This is a genomic window from Thermodesulfatator indicus DSM 15286 (genome assembly GCF_000217795.1).
Classification (GTDB): Bacteria; Desulfobacterota; Thermodesulfobacteria; order Thermodesulfobacteriales; family Thermodesulfatatoraceae; genus Thermodesulfatator; species Thermodesulfatator indicus.
Genome location: NC_015681.1, coordinates 1,926,999 through 1,948,918 on the forward strand (window position 1 = coordinate 1,926,999; position 21,920 = coordinate 1,948,918).

The 21,920-nt window shown below is 41.2% G+C and carries 22 protein-coding genes and 3 tRNA genes; 13 read left to right on the forward strand and 12 right to left on the reverse strand.

Features of this window, described 5'->3' with window-relative positions:
- Positions 1 to 57 precede the first annotated feature (57 nt).
- The 4 genes from leuC (at position 58) to THEIN_RS09455 (ending at position 2,083) form a co-directional block, all read left to right on the forward strand.
- Positions 58 to 1,329, forward strand: coding sequence for a 3-isopropylmalate dehydratase large subunit (gene leuC, locus THEIN_RS09440; RefSeq protein ID WP_013908448.1), 1,272 nt, complete (start codon positions 58 to 60; stop codon positions 1,327 to 1,329).
- A 24-nt stretch (positions 1,330 to 1,353) separates the two neighbouring features.
- Positions 1,354 to 1,866, forward strand: a complete 513-nt coding sequence (locus THEIN_RS09445; RefSeq protein ID WP_013908449.1) for a 3-isopropylmalate dehydratase small subunit — start codon at positions 1,354 to 1,356, stop codon at positions 1,864 to 1,866.
- A gap of 51 nt (positions 1,867 to 1,917) precedes the next feature.
- A tRNA-Arg gene (locus THEIN_RS09450) sits at positions 1,918 to 1,994 on the forward strand.
- A gap of 1 nt (position 1,995) precedes the next feature.
- Positions 1,996 to 2,083, forward strand: a tRNA-Leu gene (locus THEIN_RS09455).
- Between the two features lie 286 nt (positions 2,084 to 2,369).
- On the opposite strand, the gene THEIN_RS09460 is transcribed toward THEIN_RS09455, so the two are convergent.
- The 6 genes from THEIN_RS09460 to THEIN_RS09485 form a co-directional block, all read right to left on the reverse strand.
- Entirely contained in the window at positions 2,370 to 3,407 is a 1,038-nt protein-coding gene (locus tag THEIN_RS09460) for a branched-chain amino acid ABC transporter permease (protein ID WP_013908450.1), read from the reverse strand.
- Positions 3,408 to 3,412: 5 nt separating this feature from the next.
- Positions 3,413 to 4,321, reverse strand: coding sequence for a branched-chain amino acid ABC transporter permease (locus THEIN_RS09465; protein ID WP_013908451.1), 909 nt, complete (start codon positions 4,319 to 4,321; stop codon positions 3,413 to 3,415).
- A 21-nt stretch (positions 4,322 to 4,342) separates the two neighbouring features.
- A complete protein-coding gene (locus THEIN_RS09470; RefSeq protein ID WP_013908452.1) occupies positions 4,343 to 5,056 on the reverse strand; it encodes a branched-chain amino acid ABC transporter ATP-binding protein in 714 nt (237 codons plus the stop codon).
- Positions 5,057 to 5,061: 5 nt separating this feature from the next.
- Positions 5,062 to 5,850, reverse strand: coding sequence for an ABC transporter ATP-binding protein (locus THEIN_RS09475; protein WP_013908453.1), 789 nt, complete (start codon positions 5,848 to 5,850; stop codon positions 5,062 to 5,064).
- 9 nt (positions 5,851 to 5,859) lie between these two features.
- Positions 5,860 to 7,098 carry an ABC transporter substrate-binding protein gene (locus THEIN_RS09480; RefSeq protein ID WP_013908454.1) on the reverse strand — a complete coding sequence of 413 codons (1,239 nt, stop codon included), beginning with the start codon at positions 7,096 to 7,098 and terminating at the stop codon, positions 5,860 to 5,862.
- 88 nt (positions 7,099 to 7,186) lie between these two features.
- Positions 7,187 to 8,422, reverse strand: a complete 1,236-nt coding sequence (locus tag THEIN_RS09485) for an ABC transporter substrate-binding protein (RefSeq protein WP_013908455.1) — start codon at positions 8,420 to 8,422, stop codon at positions 7,187 to 7,189.
- A 728-nt stretch (positions 8,423 to 9,150) separates the two neighbouring features.
- Between THEIN_RS09485 and lon the strand changes: the two genes are divergently transcribed.
- Positions 9,151 to 11,553 (forward strand): endopeptidase La, encoded by a 2,403-nt coding sequence (gene lon, locus THEIN_RS09490; protein WP_013908456.1) that lies wholly within the window; start codon positions 9,151 to 9,153, stop codon positions 11,551 to 11,553.
- A 56-nt stretch (positions 11,554 to 11,609) separates the two neighbouring features.
- Here lon and THEIN_RS09495 read toward each other — a convergent pair whose 3' ends face one another.
- The 5 genes from THEIN_RS09495 to purB are packed head-to-tail and all read right to left on the reverse strand — an operon-like array spanning position 11,610 to position 15,447.
- Positions 11,610 to 12,419, reverse strand: coding sequence for a metal ABC transporter permease (locus THEIN_RS09495; protein WP_013908457.1), 810 nt, complete (start codon positions 12,417 to 12,419; stop codon positions 11,610 to 11,612).
- On the reverse strand, positions 12,419 to 13,162 hold the full coding sequence (locus tag THEIN_RS09500) for a metal ABC transporter ATP-binding protein (protein WP_013908458.1): 744 nt from the start codon (positions 13,160 to 13,162) through the stop codon (positions 12,419 to 12,421). The genes THEIN_RS09495 and THEIN_RS09500 overlap by 1 nt, the downstream gene beginning before the upstream one ends.
- 4 nt (positions 13,163 to 13,166) lie before the next feature.
- On the reverse strand, positions 13,167 to 13,724 hold the full coding sequence (locus THEIN_RS09505; protein ID WP_013908459.1) for a Yip1 family protein: 558 nt from the start codon (positions 13,722 to 13,724) through the stop codon (positions 13,167 to 13,169).
- Complete coding sequence (locus THEIN_RS09510) at positions 13,721 to 14,125, reverse strand: (deoxy)nucleoside triphosphate pyrophosphohydrolase (RefSeq protein ID WP_013908460.1); 405 nt, start codon at positions 14,123 to 14,125, stop codon at positions 13,721 to 13,723. The genes THEIN_RS09505 and THEIN_RS09510 overlap by 4 nt, the downstream gene beginning before the upstream one ends.
- Positions 14,125 to 15,447, reverse strand: a complete 1,323-nt coding sequence (gene purB / locus THEIN_RS09515; RefSeq protein WP_013908461.1) for an adenylosuccinate lyase — start codon at positions 15,445 to 15,447, stop codon at positions 14,125 to 14,127. Before purB ends, THEIN_RS09510 begins: the two co-directional genes overlap by 1 nt.
- Positions 15,448 to 15,534: 87 nt before the next feature.
- Here purB and THEIN_RS09520 point away from each other — a divergent pair, with 87 nt between their 5' ends.
- Entirely contained in the window at positions 15,535 to 16,161 is a 627-nt protein-coding gene (locus THEIN_RS09520; protein WP_013908462.1) for a TrmH family RNA methyltransferase, read from the forward strand.
- Positions 16,158 to 17,096 (forward strand): RluA family pseudouridine synthase, encoded by a 939-nt coding sequence (locus THEIN_RS09525; protein WP_013908463.1) that lies wholly within the window; start codon positions 16,158 to 16,160, stop codon positions 17,094 to 17,096. Before THEIN_RS09520 ends, THEIN_RS09525 begins: the two co-directional genes overlap by 4 nt.
- Here the strand turns inward: THEIN_RS09525 and THEIN_RS09530 are convergent.
- Complete coding sequence (locus THEIN_RS09530) at positions 17,086 to 17,787, reverse strand: DUF8196 domain-containing protein (protein WP_013908464.1); 702 nt, start codon at positions 17,785 to 17,787, stop codon at positions 17,086 to 17,088. The two genes, THEIN_RS09525 and THEIN_RS09530, sit on opposite strands and share 11 nt — an antisense overlap.
- 83 nt (positions 17,788 to 17,870) lie before the next feature.
- On the opposite strand from THEIN_RS09530, the gene coaE reads away from it, so the two are divergent.
- From coaE to THEIN_RS09560, 6 genes are all read left to right on the forward strand, one after another.
- Positions 17,871 to 18,458 carry a dephospho-CoA kinase gene (gene coaE, locus THEIN_RS09535; protein WP_013908465.1) on the forward strand — a complete coding sequence of 196 codons (588 nt, stop codon included), beginning with the start codon at positions 17,871 to 17,873 and terminating at the stop codon, positions 18,456 to 18,458.
- Positions 18,445 to 19,677: a molybdopterin molybdotransferase MoeA gene (locus tag THEIN_RS09540; protein ID WP_013908466.1), complete on the forward strand. Its 1,233-nt coding sequence runs from the start codon at positions 18,445 to 18,447 to the stop codon at positions 19,675 to 19,677. Before coaE ends, THEIN_RS09540 begins: the two co-directional genes overlap by 14 nt.
- Positions 19,678 to 19,876: 199 nt before the next feature.
- Positions 19,877 to 20,404 (forward strand): helix-turn-helix domain-containing protein, encoded by a 528-nt coding sequence (locus tag THEIN_RS09545; RefSeq protein WP_041435362.1) that lies wholly within the window; start codon positions 19,877 to 19,879, stop codon positions 20,402 to 20,404.
- A gap of 22 nt (positions 20,405 to 20,426) precedes the next feature.
- Positions 20,427 to 20,864 (forward strand): adenosylmethionine decarboxylase, encoded by a 438-nt coding sequence (speD, locus tag THEIN_RS09550; RefSeq protein WP_013908468.1) that lies wholly within the window; start codon positions 20,427 to 20,429, stop codon positions 20,862 to 20,864.
- A 61-nt stretch (positions 20,865 to 20,925) separates the two neighbouring features.
- Complete coding sequence (gene speB, locus THEIN_RS09555; protein ID WP_041434683.1) at positions 20,926 to 21,771, forward strand: agmatinase; 846 nt, start codon at positions 20,926 to 20,928, stop codon at positions 21,769 to 21,771.
- A 53-nt stretch (positions 21,772 to 21,824) separates the two neighbouring features.
- Positions 21,825 to 21,900 (forward strand) — tRNA-Thr (locus tag THEIN_RS09560).
- Positions 21,901 to 21,920: the final 20 nt, after the last annotated feature.

A 21,920-nucleotide genomic window follows, 5' to 3' on the forward strand; every position in this document is an offset into this window, starting at 1 on the left:
CTTGCCTAAACACTATATTGAAGCTAATTTTTGCTAATCATTAGTAAGGAGGACAAGATGAAAAGGCCTATGACCCTTGCCGAAAAGCTTTTAGCAGCCAAAGCCGGGCTACCTGAAGTAGAACCAGGCCAGCTTATAGATTGTCCTGTAGACCTAGCCCTAGCCAATGACATTACGGCTCCTATTGCTATTAAAATCTTTAGAGAAGCAGGTTTTAGTAAAGTTTTTGACCGCAACAAAATAATTCTGGTAATGGATCACTTTACTCCCAATAAAGATATCCAAAGCGCTGAACAGGTGCGCCTCTGTCGTGAATTTGCCCGTGAACAGGGTATCGTCCATTACTATGAAGGTGGCAACTGTGGGATAGAGCATGTGTTATTACCTGAGAAGGGGCTGGTAGTCCCAGGTGACGTTGTCATAGGGGCTGACAGCCACACCTGTACCTATGGGGCGCTTGGGACATTTGCCACTGGTATGGGCTCCACTGATGTAGCTGCTGCCTGGATAACCGGCCGTACCTGGTTTCGTGTGCCTGAATCAATAAAGTTTGTCTATCGTGGCGAACTTAAACCTTGGGTCACAGGAAAAGACTTAATTCTTTATACCATAGGTGACATAGGCGTAGATGGTGCTCTTTATAAGGCCATGGAATTCACGGGGGAAGTTATAAAACGGCTTTCTATGGCCGAGCGCTTTACTATGTCAAACATGGCTATTGAAGCTGGGGCTAAAGTAGGGCTTATCGCCCCAGACAAAAAGACACTTTCTTATGTAAGAAAACATAGCCACCGCGAACCAGTAGTTTTTAAGGCAGATCGCAAAGCCAAATACTTGGACGTAATAGAATACGATTGCTCCAAGATAGAACCCCAGGTGGCTTTTCCTCACTTACCGTCAAACACCAAGCCCATAAGTGAAGTAGGCCATATCGATATTGACCAGGTGGTCATTGGTTCCTGTACAAATGGACGTATTGAAGATCTAGCAGTAGCCGCCAAAATTTTGGCCGGTCGTCAAGTAAACCCGAATGTAAGAGCTATAATAATCCCCGGAAGTCCAAAGGTCTATCGTGAGGCCTTACGCAAAAAGTATATCGATATATTCGTTGAAGCTGGAGCTATTGTCTCTCCTCCTACTTGTGGGCCGTGCCTTGGCGGGCACATGGGAATTCTTGCCAAAGGGGAGAAAGCGATTTCAACTACTAATCGTAACTTCTTGGGCCGTATGGGGCATCCAGAAAGCGAGGTTTATCTGGCCAGCCCGGCAGTGGCCGCAGCCTCAGCAGTACTAGGCCGTATTGCTAGTCCGGAAGAATTAGGTCTTTAATCTTAGGAAACTTAGGAGGACATAATGCAAAAGATAAAGGGTCGAGCCTGGAAATTCGGCAACGATATAGATACCGATATAATAATACCAGCTCGCTATCTTAATACTTCTGATCCACAGGAACTCGCCAAGCACTGTATGGAAGATGCCCGCCCGGAATTTGCCAAAGAGGTTAAGCCAGGAGACATCATTGTAGCTGGCAAAAACTTCGGTTGTGGCTCCTCTAGGGAACATGCCCCCATTGCTATCAAAGCGGCCGGTGTAGCCTGTGTAATAGCTGAAAACTTTGCCCGTATCTTTTACCGCAATGCTTTTAATACGGGACTCTTGATTCTTGAAGCTCCAGGAGCCGCCAAAGAAATAGAAGAAGGCCACGAGGTGGAAGTTGACCCAGAATCAGGAACCATTAAAGACTTAACCACTGGAAAGACATATACTTTTCAGCCTATTCCGCCATTTATGCAAGAACTTTTGAAAGATGGAGGGCTAATTCCTCATATTAAAAAGCGTTATAAACAGGTTCAGCTTGAAGAGTAAATAGTTCGTTTAGTTGACAACGGGTGGCACGAGTTTAAAATCAAGATTGATGGGCGCGTAGCTCAGTAGGATAGAGCGTTGGCCTCCGGAGCCAGAGGTCGTGGGTTCGACTCCCGCCGCGCCCTCCACGCGGGAGTGGCGGAATTGGTAGACGCGCTGGATTCAGGATCCAGTGGGGCTATTCCCCGTGGGGGTTCAAGTCCCCCCTCCCGCACCAAGAATTCTTTAAAAGAAAAGTAATCAAAGATCCTCGAAGTGAAAATTAGATATTATCCGAGCGTTTTTTACACGACAAAGCATTATTGCTAACATAATCGCTAAGGCTAAGTAACCCTCGCTCTCACTGTGAGGCCTCGTTAGAGGTCGAAGTAGTCTTCAGAGATCCCTTCGCTGCGCTCGGGACAAGGATTGTTTTGCTTCACTCTCAATGACTCAATATCGCCTATTTAATGATCTCATTAATAGCATAGTGAAGTATTAAGTTGCGATAGGTGAATTACTGCTCAATTTTCATAAATTTTTTTAAATTTTTTCTTAATCGGAATAGTAAAAATAGGCCTTTCAGGGATAATCCCTCTAGGTTTAAAATATAAAATAAGTATCATTAATGTACCAAATATCATATAAGCAAGCCAAACGGGCTCAAAAGGAATATGTAAAATAAATTTCAAATTATATTTATATACATCGAGAAAAACTTTTATCAAAACATAAAGAACAACCCCCAGAAAAACTCCCCGGTTATTACCTTTACCGCCTAATAAAAGCATCAAAAATGGGAAAAAGGCCCATTCTGCCCTGGTGAAAGCGTTTGCAACTATATTAACTGTGTAAAGAGTATAGAGTACTCCAGCAATAGCGCCTACAGCAGAACCAATGGCTACAGTTTTCATTCTCAAAAACATAATATTTCTACCATATGCCTTGAGGACATCCTCGTTTTCTCTCATTGCCCTTAAAGATCTACCAAAAGGCGTATTAAGTAGCTTTTCAAAAAACAAATAACATAAAAAGGCTATAAATAAAACAATACCAGCGAAAATCCAGGTTCTATAATTTCCCGGCATAAAGGCTAATATGTCAGGAGCAGAAGTTCCATAATATCCGCCTATTATTTTCAAATTGTAAGTACATAATAAAAATAAAGATTCACTTATAGCTAATAGTGTTATACCCAAATAGTCTTCTTTTAGTTTGGCACTAGGTAAAATAAACAAAGCCCCAGCTATTAGACCAATGATTACGGCGATTAAAATAGCTAAAAGTAGTATAAAAAGACCAACTAAAGGCTCTTTGGCGATAAGATCATTTATATTCGCTGTAGCATAAGTACTAGCCGTAATAAAATCACCTTTGATACCATAGTAATAAATAAGCAATCTATTTAAAATCCCACCAACTGCTATAGCGCCAATAATAACTGAAAAAGCTTTTCCAAAATTAGGAATGCCGGCATAACCAAATTCCATATTAAGAGAGACAGTAACTATATAATAAATTCCAATCCAAAAAAGAAGAAGAGGAATAATATCTATACTCATAGTTGTTACGCTCCTAAATATTTTTTAATCTTTTTCCATTTAATAGAAGTTAAACCTTGAGGAACAATAAGTAATGTTAATACCATAATTAACATAGAGACTAGTTTACCATATACCAAGAAACCCGTACCTAATAGAATAGCCATTATATATGTTATTAAGCTTTCGGAGATACCAATAATATAGCCACCTAATAAAGCTCCATTGATATGTCTCAGGCCCCCGACAATACTTGCAGCAAAAATAGAAATAATCATTATAGCTCCTGTACCAGGAACTATCTCTTGCATAAATGGAATTAGTCCTCCAGCTACACCTGCCAAAGCTCCAGAGAGAATCCAGGAAAATAAGCGAGTTTTTTCTACATTTATTCCCATAATTTGGGCTAAAGCAGGGTTTTCCATAGAAGCTCTTAACGCAATACCGAACTTAGTTTTATAAAGAAGGAGATATAAAGAACCAACTAAAAAGAAAACTACTCCAAATGAAACCCAAAAAATACCCCTAATACCCCAAAGATAAAAATCTAAATAAGAAAAAACAAATTTTGCCTGCGTAGAACCTATTATATTACTAAGAATTTCAGAATATGCTCCAATAATACCTAAAAGAATAAGATCAATAGCCAAAGTAGCTATCATCAAAACTTCTATACTACTTCCTCTCCTGACTAAAGGATTTAAAACAAGAAAGGTTAAAAATCCAACAACTCCTCCAATAATAAAAAGAGCAGGCAAGGAATAATAAGGAGAAATATGCCAAATTCTGTAAAATGTTAGGGCGGCGTAGCTTCCAACAATAGCAAAACTTCCTTGCGCAAAGTTAGGTACATTTGTGGTAATGTAAGTAAGAGTTAAGCCTAGCGCAAGAAGAACTAATAGATTAGCGTAAATGATTGCTCCTTCTATAACCATTAAAACGACTCCCTACAATATTTATACATTTTTAATTCCTAAAGAATATTCTTTAAATTTTTCATGATTTAAAACGTCTTTAGCTGTTCCTTCTAATGCTATTCTTCCACTAACAAACATATATCCATTGTCACTTATTTCTAAAGCTCTTTTTGCGTTTTGTTCAACAAGCAAGATAGTAAGACCAAATTTATCCCTCATATCTAAAATTTTTCCAAATATTATCTCCGCTAACTTAGGTGATAGTTGGGCGGTTGGTTCATCTAACATGAGAACTTCGGCATCTCTTACTAATGCCATTCCCATAGCCAAAAACTGCCTTTGACCTCCACTAAGAGTCTCAGCTTTCCTATTTAAAATGTCTTTTAGTTCCGGAAATACGTCTAAAGCGATATCAATTCTTTCTCTAACTTTATCTTTTGGTAAGATATATCCCGCAATTTTTAAATTTTCATTTACAGTAAGTTGAGAAAAAACATTATCAATTTGAGGTAAATAAGCAATTCGAAGTTTTACCTTTTTATAAGGTGGAATATTAGATATATCTTTCCCTTTAAATATTATTTCACCAGTGTATATTGTGGTAAGCCCGAATAGAGCTTTTAAAAATGTAGATTTTCCACTACCATTTGGCCCTACAACTGTAGTAATTTTTTTGTCTTCAATAATAGCGTTAATATCAAACAGAATCTGTAATTTACCATAACCTGTATTTAGATTGACTACTTTTATCATTTTATTTAATCCCCGATATATATCTCTATAATTTTGGGATCATTAAGAACTTCTTTAATTTCTTTTTCCCCTTTACCTTCAGCAATAACCTTTCCATTAAACATGATATATAGCCTATCAATATATTTGAGAACAATATCTAACCTATGTTCAACTATTAGAAATGTTACATCTTGTTCTCTGAGTTCTAGAATTTTACTGAATATCTCATGAGACAATCCTGGAGCTACTCCTGCGATAGGCTCATCTAATACGATAAGTTTAGGATTAGTCATCAATGCCCTTCCCAAGGCTACCAGTTTCATTTGGCCACCACTAAGCTCTCCTGCTTTTTTAAAAGTAAGATGAGATAGTTTCAAAAAATTAATTATATCTAAAGCTTTTTCTAATATTTCTTCTTCTTGTTTGAGCCATTTTTTATAAAAGAGTGCAGTTAATGGTTCTTCTCCCTTTGAAGTAATTCCTATCATTATATTTTCAAGTACAGTCATTTCAGGTAAAGGTTGAGGGGTTTGAAAAGTTCGAACCATTCCTCTTTTATATAATTCTGAAGGATCTTTACCTGTAACATCTTCTTTTTCAAAAAAAACTTTACCTTCATCAGGTGGCAGAAAACCGGTAATTACATTAATTAGTGTTGATTTTCCGCTACCATTTGGCCCTATTAGTAATACTATTTCTTTTCTATCAACCTGTATTGATACATTATCTAAAGCTCTTAGTTCACCAAAGTTCTTAATCAATCCATCGGTTTCCAAAAAAGAATTTATTTTTTTATTGTTTTTATTTTTCATGGCTACCAGTTATTTCCAAATCACTTTTTTAGTCTTAAAGTCCCATAATGCTTTAATCTTCCAGCCTTCATTAGTAACAGCATAGATAGCATAACTTCCACTAACTCTATCATTCCACTCATTAAATTTAATATATCCAGTAATAGGTTCTACTCCAAATTTACCTTCAGAATAATTAATAGCATTTTCTTTTATTTTTTTAGCTAACATATCAGCATCATAACCGTGATTTTCTTTTAGAAGCTCAGCGTAAGAGATCGAAAGTATCCAAGCGGCGTCGTAAATATTTAGTGCATACTGATCAGGACTAGCAAATTTTCTTTCTTGAAATTCTTTTTTAAGCTTTTCTGCTTCTTTGCTTTCCGAATAAAATATTGCTGAGTATAGGCCAATTTTTTTAGCCTTGTCTTTAACTTCTTCCAGAACTTTTTGACTGCCAGCTACAGCATCTCCAGCCAACCATTTAACATTTAAAAGAGGGGAATTTTGGGAAATCTGAGAGAGAAGGGTACTTACTTCTTCAAATCCTAGAAAAATTACCGCATCGTTTTTGTTAAAGTCTTTCTTTACTATATTAGTGGCTTTACCTATTATAGGACTCCAGTCACTTATATTGGGATCGTAAGGAATAACTTGAACCAGATTTATATTGTTAGCTTTTAAAAATTTAACAGTTGATTTTTTTACTCCCTCTCCCCAGGCATCCACTCTGTATATTATTATAGCCTTTTGTGCTCCTAAATCTTTGGCAACGTCTGCAATCGCTTCACCTTCAGAATCAGCAGAGGCGACTATTCGAAAGATATACTTTTTATCTTCTGGTTTTGCACAACCAATAGCCTCAGGAGGTGCGGTAGAGGATGGGGAAATGATGATAAGTTTATTAGAAAGTAAATAATTTTTAAGATTTTTTACTTCCGCACTAGAAAGTGGCCCTAAAAAGACGTTGATACCTTTGGCTTGTAGAGATTGAACTTTATCTAAACAAAGCTTGGGATCCGTCTTTGTATCTTCAAGATAAAGTTTAATCTTATAAGGATAATTTTTTTCTTCAAAAAATTTGTTAATTTTTTCTTGAGCGATCTCGCAGGCATGTTTGCTATTAACGCCGTAAGTGACAAGAGGTCCTGAAACATCTACCAGTAATCCTAATTTTATTTCTTCTTTTTGGGCTTCTTTTTTTTCTTGTTTAGAACAGGCAACCGTAAGAACAAAAAAAACGAAAAAAAGTATCAAATATTTTTTCATACGCCTCTCCTCAAAAAAAATTTAAAATTTCAGAAAAAAAGGGGAGAATTATATCCCCCCTTTTTTTCTAAAGGCTATCAAGTTTTCACTATTTTTGTTTCCAGGTTATTTCTCCAGTTTCAGAATGCCATATTCCGCCAAGGACCCATCCTTTCTCAGTGACCATAAAAATGGCGTAATTACCGCTAGCTCTGTCATTCCATTCGTTAAACTTTATGGTTCCGGTAACAGGCTTTACACCATATTCTCCCTTAGAGTATTTGGTTGCTACTTCTCTAATTTTGCTAGAAAGATAGTCAGCATCATATTTGCCTTTTTCTTTCAACATTTCGACATAAGAAATGGCCCCGATCCAAGCACCATCATAGATATTAAGTGCGTATTGGTCAGCCTTTAGGCCTTTCTTTTCATAAATTTTTTGAAGTTCTTTGGCTTCATCTGAAACAGAGTGGAACATGGTAGAATAAAACTTAACTTTTATGGCTCTATCCTTGGCTTCTTCTAAAATTTTCTTACTATTGGCCATACCGTCTGTTCCAATCCATGTGTAATTGAGAGCCGGACAATCAAGCTTCATCTGGGCCAATAAAGAAGCAACCTCTTCAAAACCAATAAATACAACTCCCGTATTTTTAGGGTCTTTGTATTTTAAATCATCAATCAATTTTTGAATAATGGGGCTCCAGTCTGCAATATTAGGATCATAGGGAATAACATCCAATAAAGTAATGCCCCACTTTTTGATTCTAGCTACACTGGCCTGTTTCAAACCGTCTCCCCAGGCGTCTTTACGATAAATAACTACTACATTTTTAAAACCCAAAGATTTGCAAAGATCACCTACAGCGTTTCCCTGAAAATTATCAGTAGGAACAAGACGAAAAATATATCTTTTGTCTTTAGGACGAGCACAGCCGATTTTATCCGGGGGAGCAGTGGAAGAGGGAGACATAATGATAATTCTGTTAGAATTAACAAAGTTTTTGAGGTTTTTAACTTCTCCACTTGACATGGGCCCTAGCATTAATTTTATGCCCAGGGCATAAAGGGCTTGAGCCTTATCAAGGCAAACCTTAGGATCACATTTGGTATCTTCTACATAAAATCTAACTTTATAAGGATAACCTTTTTCTTTAAAGAATTTGTTAATTTTACCTTCAGCTATTTCAGAAGCAATTTTTTCAGTATGACCATAAGTACTTAGCCCACCAGATAAATCTACTAATACTCCAATTTTAATAGTTTTAGCATAACCAGTAGTAGAAAATGCAAAAACTAACAAAGCTACCAAACAGGCACCAAGTAACCTAAATCCCTTTCGCATGGCTAACCCTCCTTATAATTTTTCATTCGCACTATCTAAAATGTTACTTTTATGTAATATTTTGGTCTAGATTTTAACACAAAATATTCCTTAATCTGTAAACATTTTAGTTATCAAATATAATCAAATGACCGCTATCATAAAGATTTTTTTTTGTCAAGAAATTGTATCATTACCTAGATTTGCCCTTTAAGCTATATGGACACTAGGGGGATAACCCCCAATGCCTTGTTCCAATGGTGAACCGGGAGTTAAGGATCAGGGCTCGCAGTGACAGAAAGGGAAAAAACTCGCAGTGACAAAGGAAGTAAAGGCTCGCCGTGACACCGGGAATAAGTCATTGCGAGCCACGGAGTGGCGAAGCAATCTCGCAAGGCTACGCCCAGCAGCCGAAGCAATCCTTGTCCCGAGCGCTAGCGAAGGGATCCCTGTCGCCAGGCGATAGTCTCGCTGTGCGGGCTAAATCTATGCTTTTTTAATTTTTCAAAAGTCTCAACTCGGGGTTTGGGGACACAGCCATCAGGAGCTCCGCTCCTGAAACCCCAGAAATAAGGGAAAAAATCTAAAAGATCTAAAAGTTTTTAAAAAAACAAAGAATTTGGGAGATTGGGGGCTGCGCTCCCAATGCCTTAACCGGTAATCTTAAAGGCTATTTTGCCTCTCACTTTTGCAAAGATATCTTTCTAATATTAAGCTCATTAACAAAACCTTAAGACGGGAGAAGGTACATGAGTGAACACGAAGAAACGTTAGTAATAAATGAAGTGCTTGAAGGCGAAAATATTGAAATTCCCGAAGAGCTTCCGTGTCTTGCAGTGCGAGATGTGGTGCTTTTTCCCTCAATGGTTGTTCCTTTATATATAGGAAGAGAACCTTCTTTAGCAGCCGTGGAGGAGGCCCTTAAGTCTGACCGCTTAATTGTTATCCTCACCCAAAAAGATCCTGACGTAGATGAGCCTACTCCAGAGGATGTTTATCACACAGGAGTGGTAGCGGTTATCATGCGTACTTTGAAGCTCTCTGATGACCGTCTTAAAGTGCTTGTTCAGGCAGTAGCTAGGGCTAAAGTTTCTGAGTTTGTGCAAACAAAGCCTTATTTTCAAGTAAAAATTGAACTTTTGCGAGATGAGGAACCTAAAAAAATAGACGTTGAAGCTGAAGCCTTAATAAGGGAAATAAAGGAAACTACTGAAAAAATATTTGTCCTAAAAAATCAGTTAACTCCTGAGTTAAATACCGCTCTTGATAGTATTGAATCTCCTGGCAGGCTTGCCGATTTTGTTGCCTCTCACTTGAGGCTTAAAACCAACGAAGCCCAGGAAATACTTGAAATATCTGACGCGCTGGAACGTTTGCGAAAGCTTTATCATTATCTTTTACGCGAATTAGAAGTAGCTACGGTACAGGCCAAGATTCAAACCCAAGCCCAGGAGGAGATGAGTCGAACACAGCGGGAGTATTTTTTACGCGAGCAGTTACGGGCCATCAAGCGAGAGCTTGGTGAAGTTGATGAACATTCCCGTGAAATTGAAGAGTTTAAAGCCCGCATAGAAAAAGCCCGTATGCCCAAAGAGGTGGAAAAAGAGGCCTTAAAGCAGCTGAGACGGCTTGAGATGATGCATCCTGATTCTGCCGAGGCTACCATTGTACGTACTTATCTTGAATGGCTTACTGAGCTTCCCTGGCGTAAACAAACTAAAGATAAACTTGACCTCAAACGGGCTAAGGAAATCCTTGATGAAGATCACTATAATCTTGAGAAAGTGAAAGACCGCATTCTTGAATATCTTGCGGTGAGAAAACTCAATCCCAAGGCCAAAGGGCCGATTCTTTGTTTTGTAGGGCCTCCTGGAGTGGGAAAAACTTCTCTTGGACGCTCTATTGCTAGGGCCTTGGGCCGCAAATTTGTGCGTATATCTCTAGGTGGTGTAAGAGACGAGGCCGAGATACGCGGGCATCGTCGCACCTATATTGGCTCTATGCCCGGACGTATTATTCAGGGTCTTAAACAAGCAGGCACTAATAATCCGGTCTTTATGATAGACGAAGTAGATAAGCTTTGTGCTGATTTTCAAGGAGATCCCTCAGCAGCTCTTCTAGAAGTTCTTGATCCAGAACAAAATACTTCCTTTGTGGACCACTATCTCGGTGTGCCTTTTGACTTGTCTAAAGTCATGTTTATCTGTACAGCCAATATGACTGACCCCATTCCCCCTGCCTTAAGGGACCGTATGGAAATTATCTACATTTCCGGCTATACCGCTGAAGAAAAGCTTGTCATTACCAAGAGATATCTTTTGCCCCGTCAGCTTAAAGAACACGGGTTAAAACCTGAAGATATACAGATTTCAGACGAAACTATCTTGAAAATTATAAATGAATATACTGAAGAGGCCGGGTTGAGAGAACTGGAAAGAAAGATTGCTGCTATTTGTCGTAAAATTGCCAGACGTTTAGCTGAAGGAGACAAAGGTCCTTTTAGAGTGAATCGCCAGAATCTGCATAAATATCTTGGCCCTCCTAGTTACGTCTCTGAGCTTGAACAAGAAAAGGACGAAATCGGCGTAGCCACAGGGCTTGCCTGGACACAGGCTGGAGGAGAAGTCCTTTATGTGGAGGTCTTAGTCATGGAAGGGAAGGGCAATCTCATTTTGACTGGCCAGCTGGGAGAGATTATGCGAGAGTCCGCCCAAGCTGCCCTTTCTTATACCAGGGCTAAGGCCAAAGAATGGGGGATCCCTAAAAACTTTTACGAAAAATATGATGTGCATATTCATTTGCCAGCCGGTGCTATTCCCAAAGATGGTCCAAGTGCTGGAGTGACGATTGTTACCGCTATGATTTCAGCCCTTGCTGAGATTCCGGTTTCAAAAGACGTGGCCATGACAGGGGAGATTACACTTAGGGGCAAAGTGCTTCCGGTTGGCGGGATAAAAGAGAAGTCACTAGCAGCTTTACGTAAAGGGATAAGGAAAGTGATTATTCCTGAGAAAAACCTTAAAGACCTTGAAGAAATTCCCAAACATATGCGCCGCAAAATAGAGTTTATTCCAGTGCGCCACGTAGACCAGGTGCTTGAAGTAGCTCTTCTTCCCGAAAAGTGCAAAAAGAAGCGGAAAAAGGCTTCATGAAATTATTTTTAAAAATCTTCAGGGGCGAAACAGTCCTTACATGTAATGATAAGGTGCTATTCGCCCCTTATAATTTTCCACAAAAAGCAAACTAAAAAGAAGACACCAGATAATAAAACAATGGTTCCAGAGGCAGGTAAGTTAAAAACCCCTGCTAAAAGGATACCTAAAACAGCACTGATAATACCCAAGAAAGAAGCCAGAATAACACAGGAATGAAAGTTTCTAGCCACCTGTAAGGCTGCGGCTGATGGAATGGCCAAAAGAGCAGAAACCAATAGCAGACCCATTATTTTCATACCAATAACTACGGTAACAGCTGTAAGCATGGCTAATAAGATATCAAGTTTGGCTACTGGAAGGCCTGAAGCCTTAGCACTTTCCTCGTCAAAGGTTACGTAAAGTAATTCGTGGTAAAACAGGATTAAGCAGGCTATTACTACCCCAGCCAGAGCCAAAGAAAGATAAAGCTCAAAAAGGCTTACGGCTAGGATATTTCCAAAAAGATAGGAAAGCAAAGAGACGTTAAAATTCTTCCCCAGAGTAGCTAGGCAAATGCCAGCGGCCAGGCCTAGGTTTGATATAATGGCTACCGCTGTGTCGCCATAAAGCCCAACTTTTTCGCGTACCTTTAGGATAATAAAGGCCGCGATGGTTGAAAAAATCAGGGCTACCGGGAAGGGCAAAATGTTTAAAAACAAAGCCAGAGCCACACCGGCAAAGGCGATATGGGTAAGACCATGGCCCATCATGGCGTCTTTTCGGAGTATTAAAAAGATTCCGAGGATAGAGGCCGCCCAGGCCAGAAAACCACCGGCCAAAATGGCCCGCCTAAAAAAGTCGTATTGTAAAAGTTCTAAAATCATCAGTGTCTATGGATTACCAGATGATGTTCACCGATAATTTGCTGGAGCCTTGGTGAGGAACAAAATTCTTCATGTGTGCCATGATAAACCAGCCTGCGATTTAAACAAGCTACTTGTTTAACGTGTTTGTTCACTATGCCTATATCGTGAGTAACAATGACAATAGTCAATCCTTTCTGGTTAAGTTCAGCAAGTAGATCGTAAAAGCGTTCTTGAGTGGCAGCATCAATCCCTGTGGTAGGTTCATCAAGAATAAGTATTTCAGGATAACTTACTATGGCCCTGGCAATAAATACTCGTTGTTGTTGCCCACCAGAGAGATTTGAAAGACGATGATGAAGATATTTCTCCATTTCTACGCGTTTAAGAGCCTGGTAAATGGCCTTTCGGTCTTCTCGGGTAAAAAAACGAGGGAATCTTTTTTTAGGGATAAGACCAAAGCCTACTACTTCTTCTACGGATAGGGGGAAAACCGGGTCCACCAAAGCGGTAGCCCTTTGGGGCACATATCCCAGACGCCATTTTTCTTTAAATTTTTCAACAAGTATTCCAAAAAGCCTTATCTCGCCCTTTTGGGGTTTAAGTAGGCCCAAAATACATTTCAATAAAGTGGTTTTCCCTGAACCATTCGGCCCGAGGATAGCCAGAAAGTCTCCCTGATTAATATCAAGGTTAATATCCTCTAACACCAAACGGTTTCCATACCAAAAAAATAGATGTCTTATTTCTATTAGAGGGTTCATTTGTTCAATTTATATGCACGAAAAAGGGACTTAATAACAAACTTATCAAAGAAAAAAAGACTATAGTTATCAAAGTAACCACTATTGTAAAAACGACTGCTTTTTCTTGAGGAATTTTTTTAATAATAGGTACTCCCAGGTAGAATATATAAATTCCGTATAGGCTTAAAAAAAGCCCCAAGATAATAGCCGGTGGGAAAATACTTAAAAGCCCACCTACCCAACCAGGGGTAGAAGAAAAGACCGCCAATTTATGAGACGCCAAAATATCAGCTTCGCCTCCAAAACGAGGGGCCAAAAAGTCAACTATATAGGCCATGACAAAAAGACTCCCCACTCCCATTAAAGCACTTAAAATTAATTGCCTTGCCAGGAGGTTAGAGGTCATGGGTAAATTGCTAAACAAGACCAATCCAAAAGAGCTGGCAATAAATACAGCGAAAATAAAAATCAGGGCATAATTGAAATAAAGGTCTGTTAAGGTTAGGTTTTCTTGCGCTATAACCTGCCATTCTTCTTTGGGAGAAAAAATGATGTTTTTAGCGCGCGTAAATAAGTTCATTGTTGGCTACCAGATTCAAGAGTTTTCTTTATTTCTTGCCATAATAATTTATCTGCTGGTGCCAGTGACAAATTTTCTATATCAGAAGGCAAGAATAGGCCAATTTTTTGTCCTTCAAGGGCCTGAGGTGTGCCTGAAAGAATTTCACACCGAAAACAATGAAGGGTTATTGCTGCTTCAGGATAGTTAAAGTCAACCTCAGCTAGCTTTTGTCCTACCGCAACTTTGAGGCCGAGCTCTTCTAATATCTCACGTTCAAGGGCCTTTTCTAAAGTTTCCCCTTTCTCAAGTTTTCCCCCAGGGAATTCCCAAAAACCTGCTCTTATCTTGCCAGGGGGCCTCTGGGTTAAGAGCACCTTGCCATCTTTAAGTAAAAGAGCCGCCACTACCGGGAAACGCATTAGCCAAAAACCCGCCTAAAAATAGTATCCACATGCCGCAGGTAGTGGTTAAGGTCAAAAATCTTTTCTAATTCGTCAGAAGAAATATGCCTGGTTATCTCAGGGTCACTTTTTACCACTTCAGGAAAGGTTTTGTTTTCATCTTCCCAAACTTCCATGGCCCTTCGCTGAACCAAAACATAGGCCTCCTGTCGTGGAAGGCCCTTTTCAGTTAGGGCTAAAAGAAGCGGCTGGGTATAAATTAGCCCCCTTAGCAAGTTTAAATTCCTTTGCATGCGTTCGGGGTAAACTACAAGCTTATCAAGCATGCCGGTTAAGCGCTTGAGCATAAAGTCAGAAAGAGTGGTAGCATCTGGCACTATTACCCTCTCAACCGAAGAATGGCTTATATCGCGCTCGTGCCAAAGGGCGTCGTTTTCAAGGGCAGGCATGACATAGCCGCGCACCATGCGTGCTAAGCCGCACAGATTTTCTGAAAGGATAGGGTTTCGTTTGTGCGGCATAGCCGAGGAACCTTTTTGGCCTTTGGCAAAAAACTCTTCGGCCTCAAGTACTTCCGTGCGCTGAAGATGCCTTATCTCGGTGGCAATTTTTTCTACCGTGCCCGCCAGCACCGCCAGCGCGGCCATGTACTCAGCGTAGCGGTCTCGCTGAACCACCTGGTTTGAGACCGGCTCGGGTTTAAGGCCCATTTTTTCGCAAACATAGGTCTCAACTTCAGGTTCAATATGGGCAAAGGTGCCTACGGCTCCTGAGATTTTGCCGTAAGAAATCGTCTCAAGGGCGGCTTCAAGGCGCTTTTTATTGCGGCGCATCTCTTCATACCATAAGGCAAACTTTAAGCCAAAAGTTATGGGCTCAGCGTGAATACCATGAGTGCGGCCAATCATGACTGTATCTTTGTGTTCAAGAGCGCGGCGTTTAAGGACTTGAAGGAGTTCGTCTGTGTCTTCTGTGATGATTTCCATGGCCCGTTTCATGAGCCAGGCCATAGCCGTATCTAGCATATCAGAAGAAGTCATGCCCAGGTGGAGATAGCGGCCTTCAGGGCCGATTACGCGTTCCATGTAAGTTAAGAAGGCGATAACATCGTGGCGGGTCTCACGCTCAATTTCTTCTACCTTGGCTACGTCTTCAGGGCTAAAGCCTTCTTCGAGAAAAGGCTTTGTCTTTTCCTGAATAACTTTTATGGCGCTTTCTGGGACTTTTCCAAGCTTGGCCCAGGCTTCAGCGGCTAGCACTTCCACCAGGAGCCAGGCCCTTAACTTTTCTTCTGGGCTCCATAGTTTGGCCATTACCTCGCGGGTATAACGTGGAATCATAGGCTATCTCCTTTTGGCTTTGTTGAATAATAAATTTTGCAAAGGAAACATTTTCGGCTAAAAATCATACCCCAAAGGGAGGCCTTTATGAAGGATTTTTTGGTTATTCCAGAAAGACTGGCGCGCATAAAAGAGGTCCTTGAAAGACGTCAGCCTGATTTACGCCTTTTTCTTGAGCGGGTGGTGAATTATCACAATGTAAGCGCCATTTTGCGTACCGCCGATGCCGTAGGCGTGCTTCACGTGCATTATTTTCATGAGGGCGAGCTTCCCATAAATGACGCCATTACCTGTGGGGCCCACCGTTGGCTTTTACTACACCGGGAAGAAAAAGTAAAAGAGGCCCTTACTAAGTTGCGAGACCAGGGGTTTCAACTGGTGGCCACCGGGCTTTTCCCGGAAACTATTGACTTTCGTGAGGTAGATTATACCCGGCCCACAGTTATTATCGTGGGGCACGAACTTGAAGGTATTTCTGAAACCGTGCGAGAGCTTGCCCACGCAGTGGTGAAAATACCCATGCACGGCATGGTGCAAAGCCTTAACGTTTCTGTCGCTACAGGGATTATTCTTTATGAAGCTGAAAGGCAGCGAAAAGAAAAAGGCCTCTACGAAATTTCTCATCTTTCCGAGGAAGAAATAGAATCTATCCTTGAAGACTGGGCCTATCACCGTGTAATCAAAGACAAAGCCAGAGGCCGCCTTTCTTCATGAACCAGGGGAAAACTTTTGAACTTAAAGTTTTGCCTGCTGATGAAGGTAAGCGCCTTGATGTCTTTTTGGCTGAAAATATTTCCGAGCTCACCCGCTCGCAGGCGAAAAAAATCATTGAAAATGGCCACGTGAAAATAGACGGCAAAGTAGTTTCAAAGCCAAGGCACAAAATCAAGGCAGGCGAGATCATAGAAGTTTTTGTGCCGGCGCCAAAGCCACTGGAAATAAAACCCGAAGAGGAAGTTCCCTTTGAAATACTTTACGAAGATAAACACTTGGCGGTGATAAATAAGCCGCCTGGGGTGGTGGTACATCCAGGGGCTGGGCACTACGAGGGAACTCTTGTTCACGGGCTTTTGGCCAGGCTTAAAGATCTTTCTGGTATCGGCGGGGAATTGAGGCCAGGAATAGTCCATCGCCTTGACAAAGATACCTCAGGCCTTCTGGTGGTGGCTAAAGATGATAAGACCCATCAGGCCTTGACTCAGATGTTTAAAGACCGCGAGATAAAAAAGATTTATCTGGCTCTGGTGCACGGTGTCCCAAGGCTTTCAGCAGGAAAAATAGAAAAGCCTATCGGGCGTCATCCAGTTAATCGGCAAAAGATGTCCGTTCACGCCAAAACTGGCCGTGAGGCCCTAACTTTTTATCGGGTGCGGGAAAGGTTTCCTAAGGCAGCACTTCTTGAAGTTGAGCCCAAAACCGGGCGTACCCATCAAATAAGGGTCCACCTGGCTTCAATAGGCCATCCCATAGTGGGTGATGAACTCTACGGTGGAGCAAGGCCTCACGGCCCTAAGGCCAGGCGGCAGATGCTTCATGCATATCGTTTGGCTTTTAAGCATCCTGTCACAGGAAAAGAACTTTCTTTTGAGGCCCCTTTGCCGGAAGATTTTGAGGAGATTTTAAGTGAGTTGCGCCAGGTCAAGAATTAATCCATTCGTAACTTTGAACTACGATGATACCGGCTTTTTGGGCTCGTTCAAGTATTTCCGGTTTAGCAAAGTGGGTAATGATTAGCGGGATCACTTCTCCGCCAAATTCTTCTCTGACTACATTCACTTTTTTCCACAAATTTTTAAACTTAGAGGCGTCATCTAGTTTTAAAACCGCCTCCCCCACTAAAATGGCTTCTTTGCCATTTAGTCGCACCCTGGCAAATATGTCCACCTCTTCATTTTGGACGGTGGTTCTAATGAGACGATCAATGATTTCAATGTCGTGGGTCTTTTTTAGAAACGTAGGAAGGTAGCGAAAGGCTTCATTTTCTAAAGCATAAGCAACACTACGCGCAAGGCCACCGAGTTCTTTTCTGGTGCGCTGAAGGCCTCGCGTCAATTTGGCTATTTCTTTCTCGGTTCTCTTCTGGGCTTCGGCTAGTTCCTGCATAGTGATTTCTAGCTTGGTCAAGCGTTCCTCACTCCGTTTCTGGGTATTGATCAGGTCTGCTATTATTTTGGATTGTTCTTTTATTACTTCTTTGAGCTCGTTAAATTCTTCTTTGGTGACCTGGTTCTCAAGCTCTTTGCGTTGTTGTTCCATCTCCTCCAGAAGGGAGAAAAAGATTTCGCGAAGTTCTGGAGGAGTCTCGCTGATTTTTTTGATAAGTGTAACGCTAACAGGCACTAGCTATCCCTCCCTATTGAGGCTATAAAAACATTATAATCACCTTACGGTTAAGAGCCAAACTTGTAATCGGACAGGCTTTCATGGAACACTCTAATCCTATTAAAATAGCCATAACTGGCCCGCCAGCGGCGGGAAAAACCACAGTACTTTCTATTTTTGCCCAAAAAGGAGTGCCAGTTTTTTCTGCTGATGAAGAGGTGAAACGCCTCTCTCAACCATGTAAGCCTGGGTTCCACCTGGTAGTGAAAAAATTAGGTAAAGATTTTTTGACTAAAGAAGGTCAGCTTAACCGCCGCAAGCTCCTTCACGCTATGTTGGCTGATCCGAAAACAAAAAAAACCCTTGAGGAGATTTTTCATCCGTTGGTTAAAAAAAGCCTTCTTGACTGGTTTGAAAAAAATAAAGACAAGCCGCTTTTAGTAGCGGAGATCCCCCTTCTTTACCAGGGCAGCTGGGAAAAAATTTTTGACCGGGTTATCTGGGTTACTGTTCCGCAAGAAGTTTTGCTTGAGCGCTTAAGCAAAAGGTTGAAAGACGAAAGGCTCGCCAAAGATCTCCTTAGATGTTATCAAAAAGATTTACCGGAGAAAATTTTTCCGGATTTAGTGATTGAAAGTACGAGCCCGCTATCAAAAATTGAAGAGAGAATAAAAAATGATTTCTTTTAGAGAAGCGCTTTCCCTTATTGCCAAACATTTAAGTCCTCTTAAACCAATTTATTTGCCCGTGTGGAAAGCCAGAGGTTTTGTTCTGGCTGAAGACGTAAAATCCAGGGTAGATGTACCTAACCGAGACGTTTCCTTAAAAGATGGCTATGCCGTAAGAGCTGAAGACATTTCCGCGGCTAATCCCGAAGATCCCGTTATCCTTAAGCTTATTGGCGAGATTTTTGCTGGCGGAGACGAAGATTTTGAAGTTTTGCCTGGCACTTGCGTGAGGATTACAGCCGGTGCCCCTTTGCCCACAGGAGCCAATGCCGTCTTGGCCGAAGAGTTTAGTCGTCTTGAAGGAGAAAGTGTTTTGGCTCTGGCCGATGCACCAGAAGGCATAAATGTTATCAAAAAAGGTGACGACCTTCTTAAAGAAGAAATTATTTTAGAAAGCGGTACCTTTCTTTCTCCTACAGAAGTGGGGCTCCTGGCCGCCGCTGGCTTTGATAAAGTCAAAGTATTTTCTCGTCCCAGAGTAAAGATAATTGCTACTGGAGATGAAGTGGTAGCTCCGGGAAGCCCACTTGAGCCCGGAAAACTCTACGCCAGCAATCTGGTTACACTTGTTAGCTGGTGTAATCACTTTGACTTTCCTGTATCCTGGGCCTTAATCAGTGATGAAAAATCGCAGTTAAAAATTGCTGTTGAAGAAGCCCTTTTAGAAAATGATGTTTTGATTACCAGTGGGGGTGCCTGGAAAGGCCCTAAAGATTTGGTCTTGAGAGTTCTTAAAGAACTTGGCTGGCAAGAGATTTTTAACTACGTGCGCATTGGCCCTGGAAAAGCCATTTCTTTTGGCAAAATTGGAGAAAAAGTGATTTTTTGTCTTCCTGGTGGGCCACCGTCTAATCAGATGGCTTTCTTAAACTTGGCTTTACCAGGGCTTTTGAGGCTTTGCGGCCGGGGAATGAATCCTTTCCCCACTATAAAAGCTTTGAATCGCCAAAGACTTTCCGGTGAGAGGGAGTGGACTCAATTTTTCTTTGGAAAAATTCTTCGCAAAAAAAATTGTCTCTGGTTTCAAGCTCTACCTTTTAAAAGTCGTTTAAGTTACGTAGGACAAGCTGATGCCCTGGCCATTCTTCCTGAGGGCCAAGATGTGCTAAAAGAGGGAGAGTCTATTTGTGTGCGTATGTTAAAACCTTGCTCTGCTTGTGACTTTTCAGAGGGGTATTGAAAAGTTAAATATTTTCTCGTATCAAAGCCTAAAATTTTGAGTTTAATTCTTGACAAGTTCTAAAATGTTTTTTATATGAACGCCGCACACTAACATTAAACTTTTTGTTTAAAGATTGTAATCAAAACCTGGACCAGGTCTTGCCAAGGGCCGGTTCAGGTTTATTGATTTAGGAGGGCGGGCTTGAAGCCCCAATATGCTGAAAATAGGAGAAAAAATTAGAAAATTGAGAATAGCAAACGATCTCACGCAAGAAGAGTTAGCCAGCAGGGCTGGTTTAACTAAAGGTTATATATCGCAGCTTGAGAGGGATTTAACTTATCCCTCGATAGTAACTTTGAAAGACATTTTAGATGTTTTGGGAACTGATTTAGCTACGTTTTTTAAAGAAGAAACTGCAGAAAGGGTGGTCTTTCGTAAGGAAGATCGCCAAAAAATAGAAGGAAGTGGAATTGAATTTTTGATCCCGGGATCAGGTCAGAAAACAATGGAGCCGGTGTTAGTAACATTAAAACCCGGAGAGAAGACCACACCGGATGCGCCCCACGAGGGCGAAGAGTTTGGTTTTGTTTTAAAAGGAGTGGTCAAGCTCTGGATAGGAGCACGAGCAGAAAAGCTCCGTCAGGGTGAGTGTTTTTACTTTCGGGCCGACAAGCGCCATTTCGTAGAGAACGTGGGGCGCTCCATGGCCCAAATCCTGTGGGTGGTATCTCCGCCCACTTTTTAAATTTTGTTTAGGAGGGACGGCCATGGAAAAAATAGAATACGGTTTTGGTCAACACTTGATTTTAGACGGCTATGGGTGCAATAGGGAAAAGCTCATGGATATCGACTTTATTTACGATTTCTTGAGCAATTATCCCGCTGAAATTGAAATGACAAAAATTATGCCCCCTTATGTTTTCAAGTACCACGCACCGGTACCAGAAGATTGGGGCATATCTGGTTTCGTAATTATTGCTGAAAGCCACATAAGCATTCACACTTTTCCAGAAAAGCTTTACATGAGTGTAGATATCTTCTCTTGTAAGGATTTTGATGTGGATAAGGCTATTCGTGACATTACTAAAATTTTTGAGGTCAAAAAGAGTGAGATAAAAGTGCTTGATCGTGGCCTTGAATTTCCCCGCTCAATAAGAACTGTGGAACGCTTTATTCGGGCTGAACGCAATCAGTTTACTGTTTAAGAAGACTTTTAAATAAGGAAACTTAAAAGGCCGGGTTTTGTCCCGGCCTTTATTGCGTAAAATGACTTTTCTAGGGTTATCGGAAAATCCTGAATCGGCCAAAATAGTTTTTTTGCCAGCACCTTATGACGCTACGACATCTTTTTATCCTGGTACGCGTTTTGGCCCGCGTCGTATCATAGAGGCAAGCCCTTATCTTGAGTTCTACGACGAAGAAACAGATTGCGAGGTTTATCAGAAAGCTCCTTTTCTTACCTTACCCGAAGAAGAACTCCCCATAGCTCCACAAAATATGCTTGAGGAGCTAAAAAGGCGTCTTAAGCCATACCTTGAAAGAAATATGTTTCCAGTAGTGCTTGGTGGAGAGCATACGGTCAGCCTGGCCCCAATAGAGATTTTGGCCGAAAAACATCCTGGTCTTTGCGTAGTACAAATAGACGCTCACGCAGATCTGCGAGAGAGCTATCAAGGAAGCCCTTATTCACATGCTTGCACTATGAGACGAGCTTTAGAGTATGGAATAGAGCTTTTCCCCATAGGAATTCGTGCTATTTCTCGCGAAGAAATGGAGTTTGTCCGTGATAAGGGGCTTGAGATTTTCTGGGCTAAAGATGTGGTGTTTAAACCTCATTCTATCGCCCAAAAGATTTCCCAAAGGATTGGTAGCCGGTCGGTTTATGTAACTATAGATCTTGATGGATTTGATCCTTCAGAAGTGCCTGGAGTGGGTACACCGGAACCAGGGGGGCTGAAATGGTACGATGCCCTGGTTATTTTGAAAGAGCTTGCCGGATTAAACGTAGTAGGTTTTGATGTGGTAGAACTCTTACCCGCAGATAATCGTTCTCCTTTTTTTGCGGCTAAATTGATTTATAAGTTTCTTTCATATTTGTTTTGCCGTATTTGAAAACAACGTTTGAGTTGCCTTTTTCGGGGAACATGTTATTTCTTATAAGGCCAGCCGGCGTAGCTCAATCGGCAGAGCACGGGATTTGTAATCCCGGGGTTGAGGGTTCAACTCCCTCCGCCGGCTCCAGCTTTCCTCAATGAAGCAAT

What these genes read in the sequence shown, in the direction of transcription:
- leuC (WP_013908448.1), top strand. Translation starts at nt 58, where the DNA reads ATGAAAAGGCCTATGACCCTTGCCGAAAAGCTTTTAGCAGCCAAAGCC.
- THEIN_RS09445 (WP_013908449.1), top strand. Translation starts at nt 1,354, where the DNA reads ATGCAAAAGATAAAGGGTCGAGCCTGGAAATTCGGCAACGATATAGAT.
- THEIN_RS09460 (WP_013908450.1), bottom strand. Translation starts at nt 3,407, where the DNA reads ATGAGTATAGATATTATTCCTCTTCTTCTTTTTTGGATTGGAATTTAT.
- THEIN_RS09465 (WP_013908451.1), bottom strand. Translation starts at nt 4,321, where the DNA reads ATGGTTATAGAAGGAGCAATCATTTACGCTAATCTATTAGTTCTTCTT.
- THEIN_RS09470 (WP_013908452.1), bottom strand. Translation starts at nt 5,056, where the DNA reads ATGATAAAAGTAGTCAATCTAAATACAGGTTATGGTAAATTACAGATT.
- THEIN_RS09475 (WP_013908453.1), bottom strand. Translation starts at nt 5,850, where the DNA reads ATGAAAAATAAAAACAATAAAAAAATAAATTCTTTTTTGGAAACCGAT.
- THEIN_RS09480 (WP_013908454.1), bottom strand. Translation starts at nt 7,098, where the DNA reads ATGAAAAAATATTTGATACTTTTTTTCGTTTTTTTTGTTCTTACGGTT.
- THEIN_RS09485 (WP_013908455.1), bottom strand. Translation starts at nt 8,422, where the DNA reads ATGCGAAAGGGATTTAGGTTACTTGGTGCCTGTTTGGTAGCTTTGTTA.
- lon (WP_013908456.1), top strand. Translation starts at nt 9,151, where the DNA reads ATGAGTGAACACGAAGAAACGTTAGTAATAAATGAAGTGCTTGAAGGC.
- THEIN_RS09495 (WP_013908457.1), bottom strand. Translation starts at nt 12,419, where the DNA reads ATGATTTTAGAACTTTTACAATACGACTTTTTTAGGCGGGCCATTTTG.
- THEIN_RS09500 (WP_013908458.1), bottom strand. Translation starts at nt 13,162, where the DNA reads ATGAACCCTCTAATAGAAATAAGACATCTATTTTTTTGGTATGGAAAC.
- THEIN_RS09505 (WP_013908459.1), bottom strand. Translation starts at nt 13,724, where the DNA reads ATGAACTTATTTACGCGCGCTAAAAACATCATTTTTTCTCCCAAAGAA.
- THEIN_RS09510 (WP_013908460.1), bottom strand. Translation starts at nt 14,125, where the DNA reads ATGCGTTTCCCGGTAGTGGCGGCTCTTTTACTTAAAGATGGCAAGGTG.
- purB (WP_013908461.1), bottom strand. Translation starts at nt 15,447, where the DNA reads ATGATTCCACGTTATACCCGCGAGGTAATGGCCAAACTATGGAGCCCA.
- THEIN_RS09520 (WP_013908462.1), top strand. Translation starts at nt 15,535, where the DNA reads ATGAAGGATTTTTTGGTTATTCCAGAAAGACTGGCGCGCATAAAAGAG.
- THEIN_RS09525 (WP_013908463.1), top strand. Translation starts at nt 16,158, where the DNA reads ATGAACCAGGGGAAAACTTTTGAACTTAAAGTTTTGCCTGCTGATGAA.
- coaE (WP_013908465.1), top strand. Translation starts at nt 17,871, where the DNA reads ATGGAACACTCTAATCCTATTAAAATAGCCATAACTGGCCCGCCAGCG.
- THEIN_RS09540 (WP_013908466.1), top strand. Translation starts at nt 18,445, where the DNA reads ATGATTTCTTTTAGAGAAGCGCTTTCCCTTATTGCCAAACATTTAAGT.
- speD (WP_013908468.1), top strand. Translation starts at nt 20,427, where the DNA reads ATGGAAAAAATAGAATACGGTTTTGGTCAACACTTGATTTTAGACGGC.
- speB (WP_041434683.1), top strand. Translation starts at nt 20,926, where the DNA reads ATGACTTTTCTAGGGTTATCGGAAAATCCTGAATCGGCCAAAATAGTT.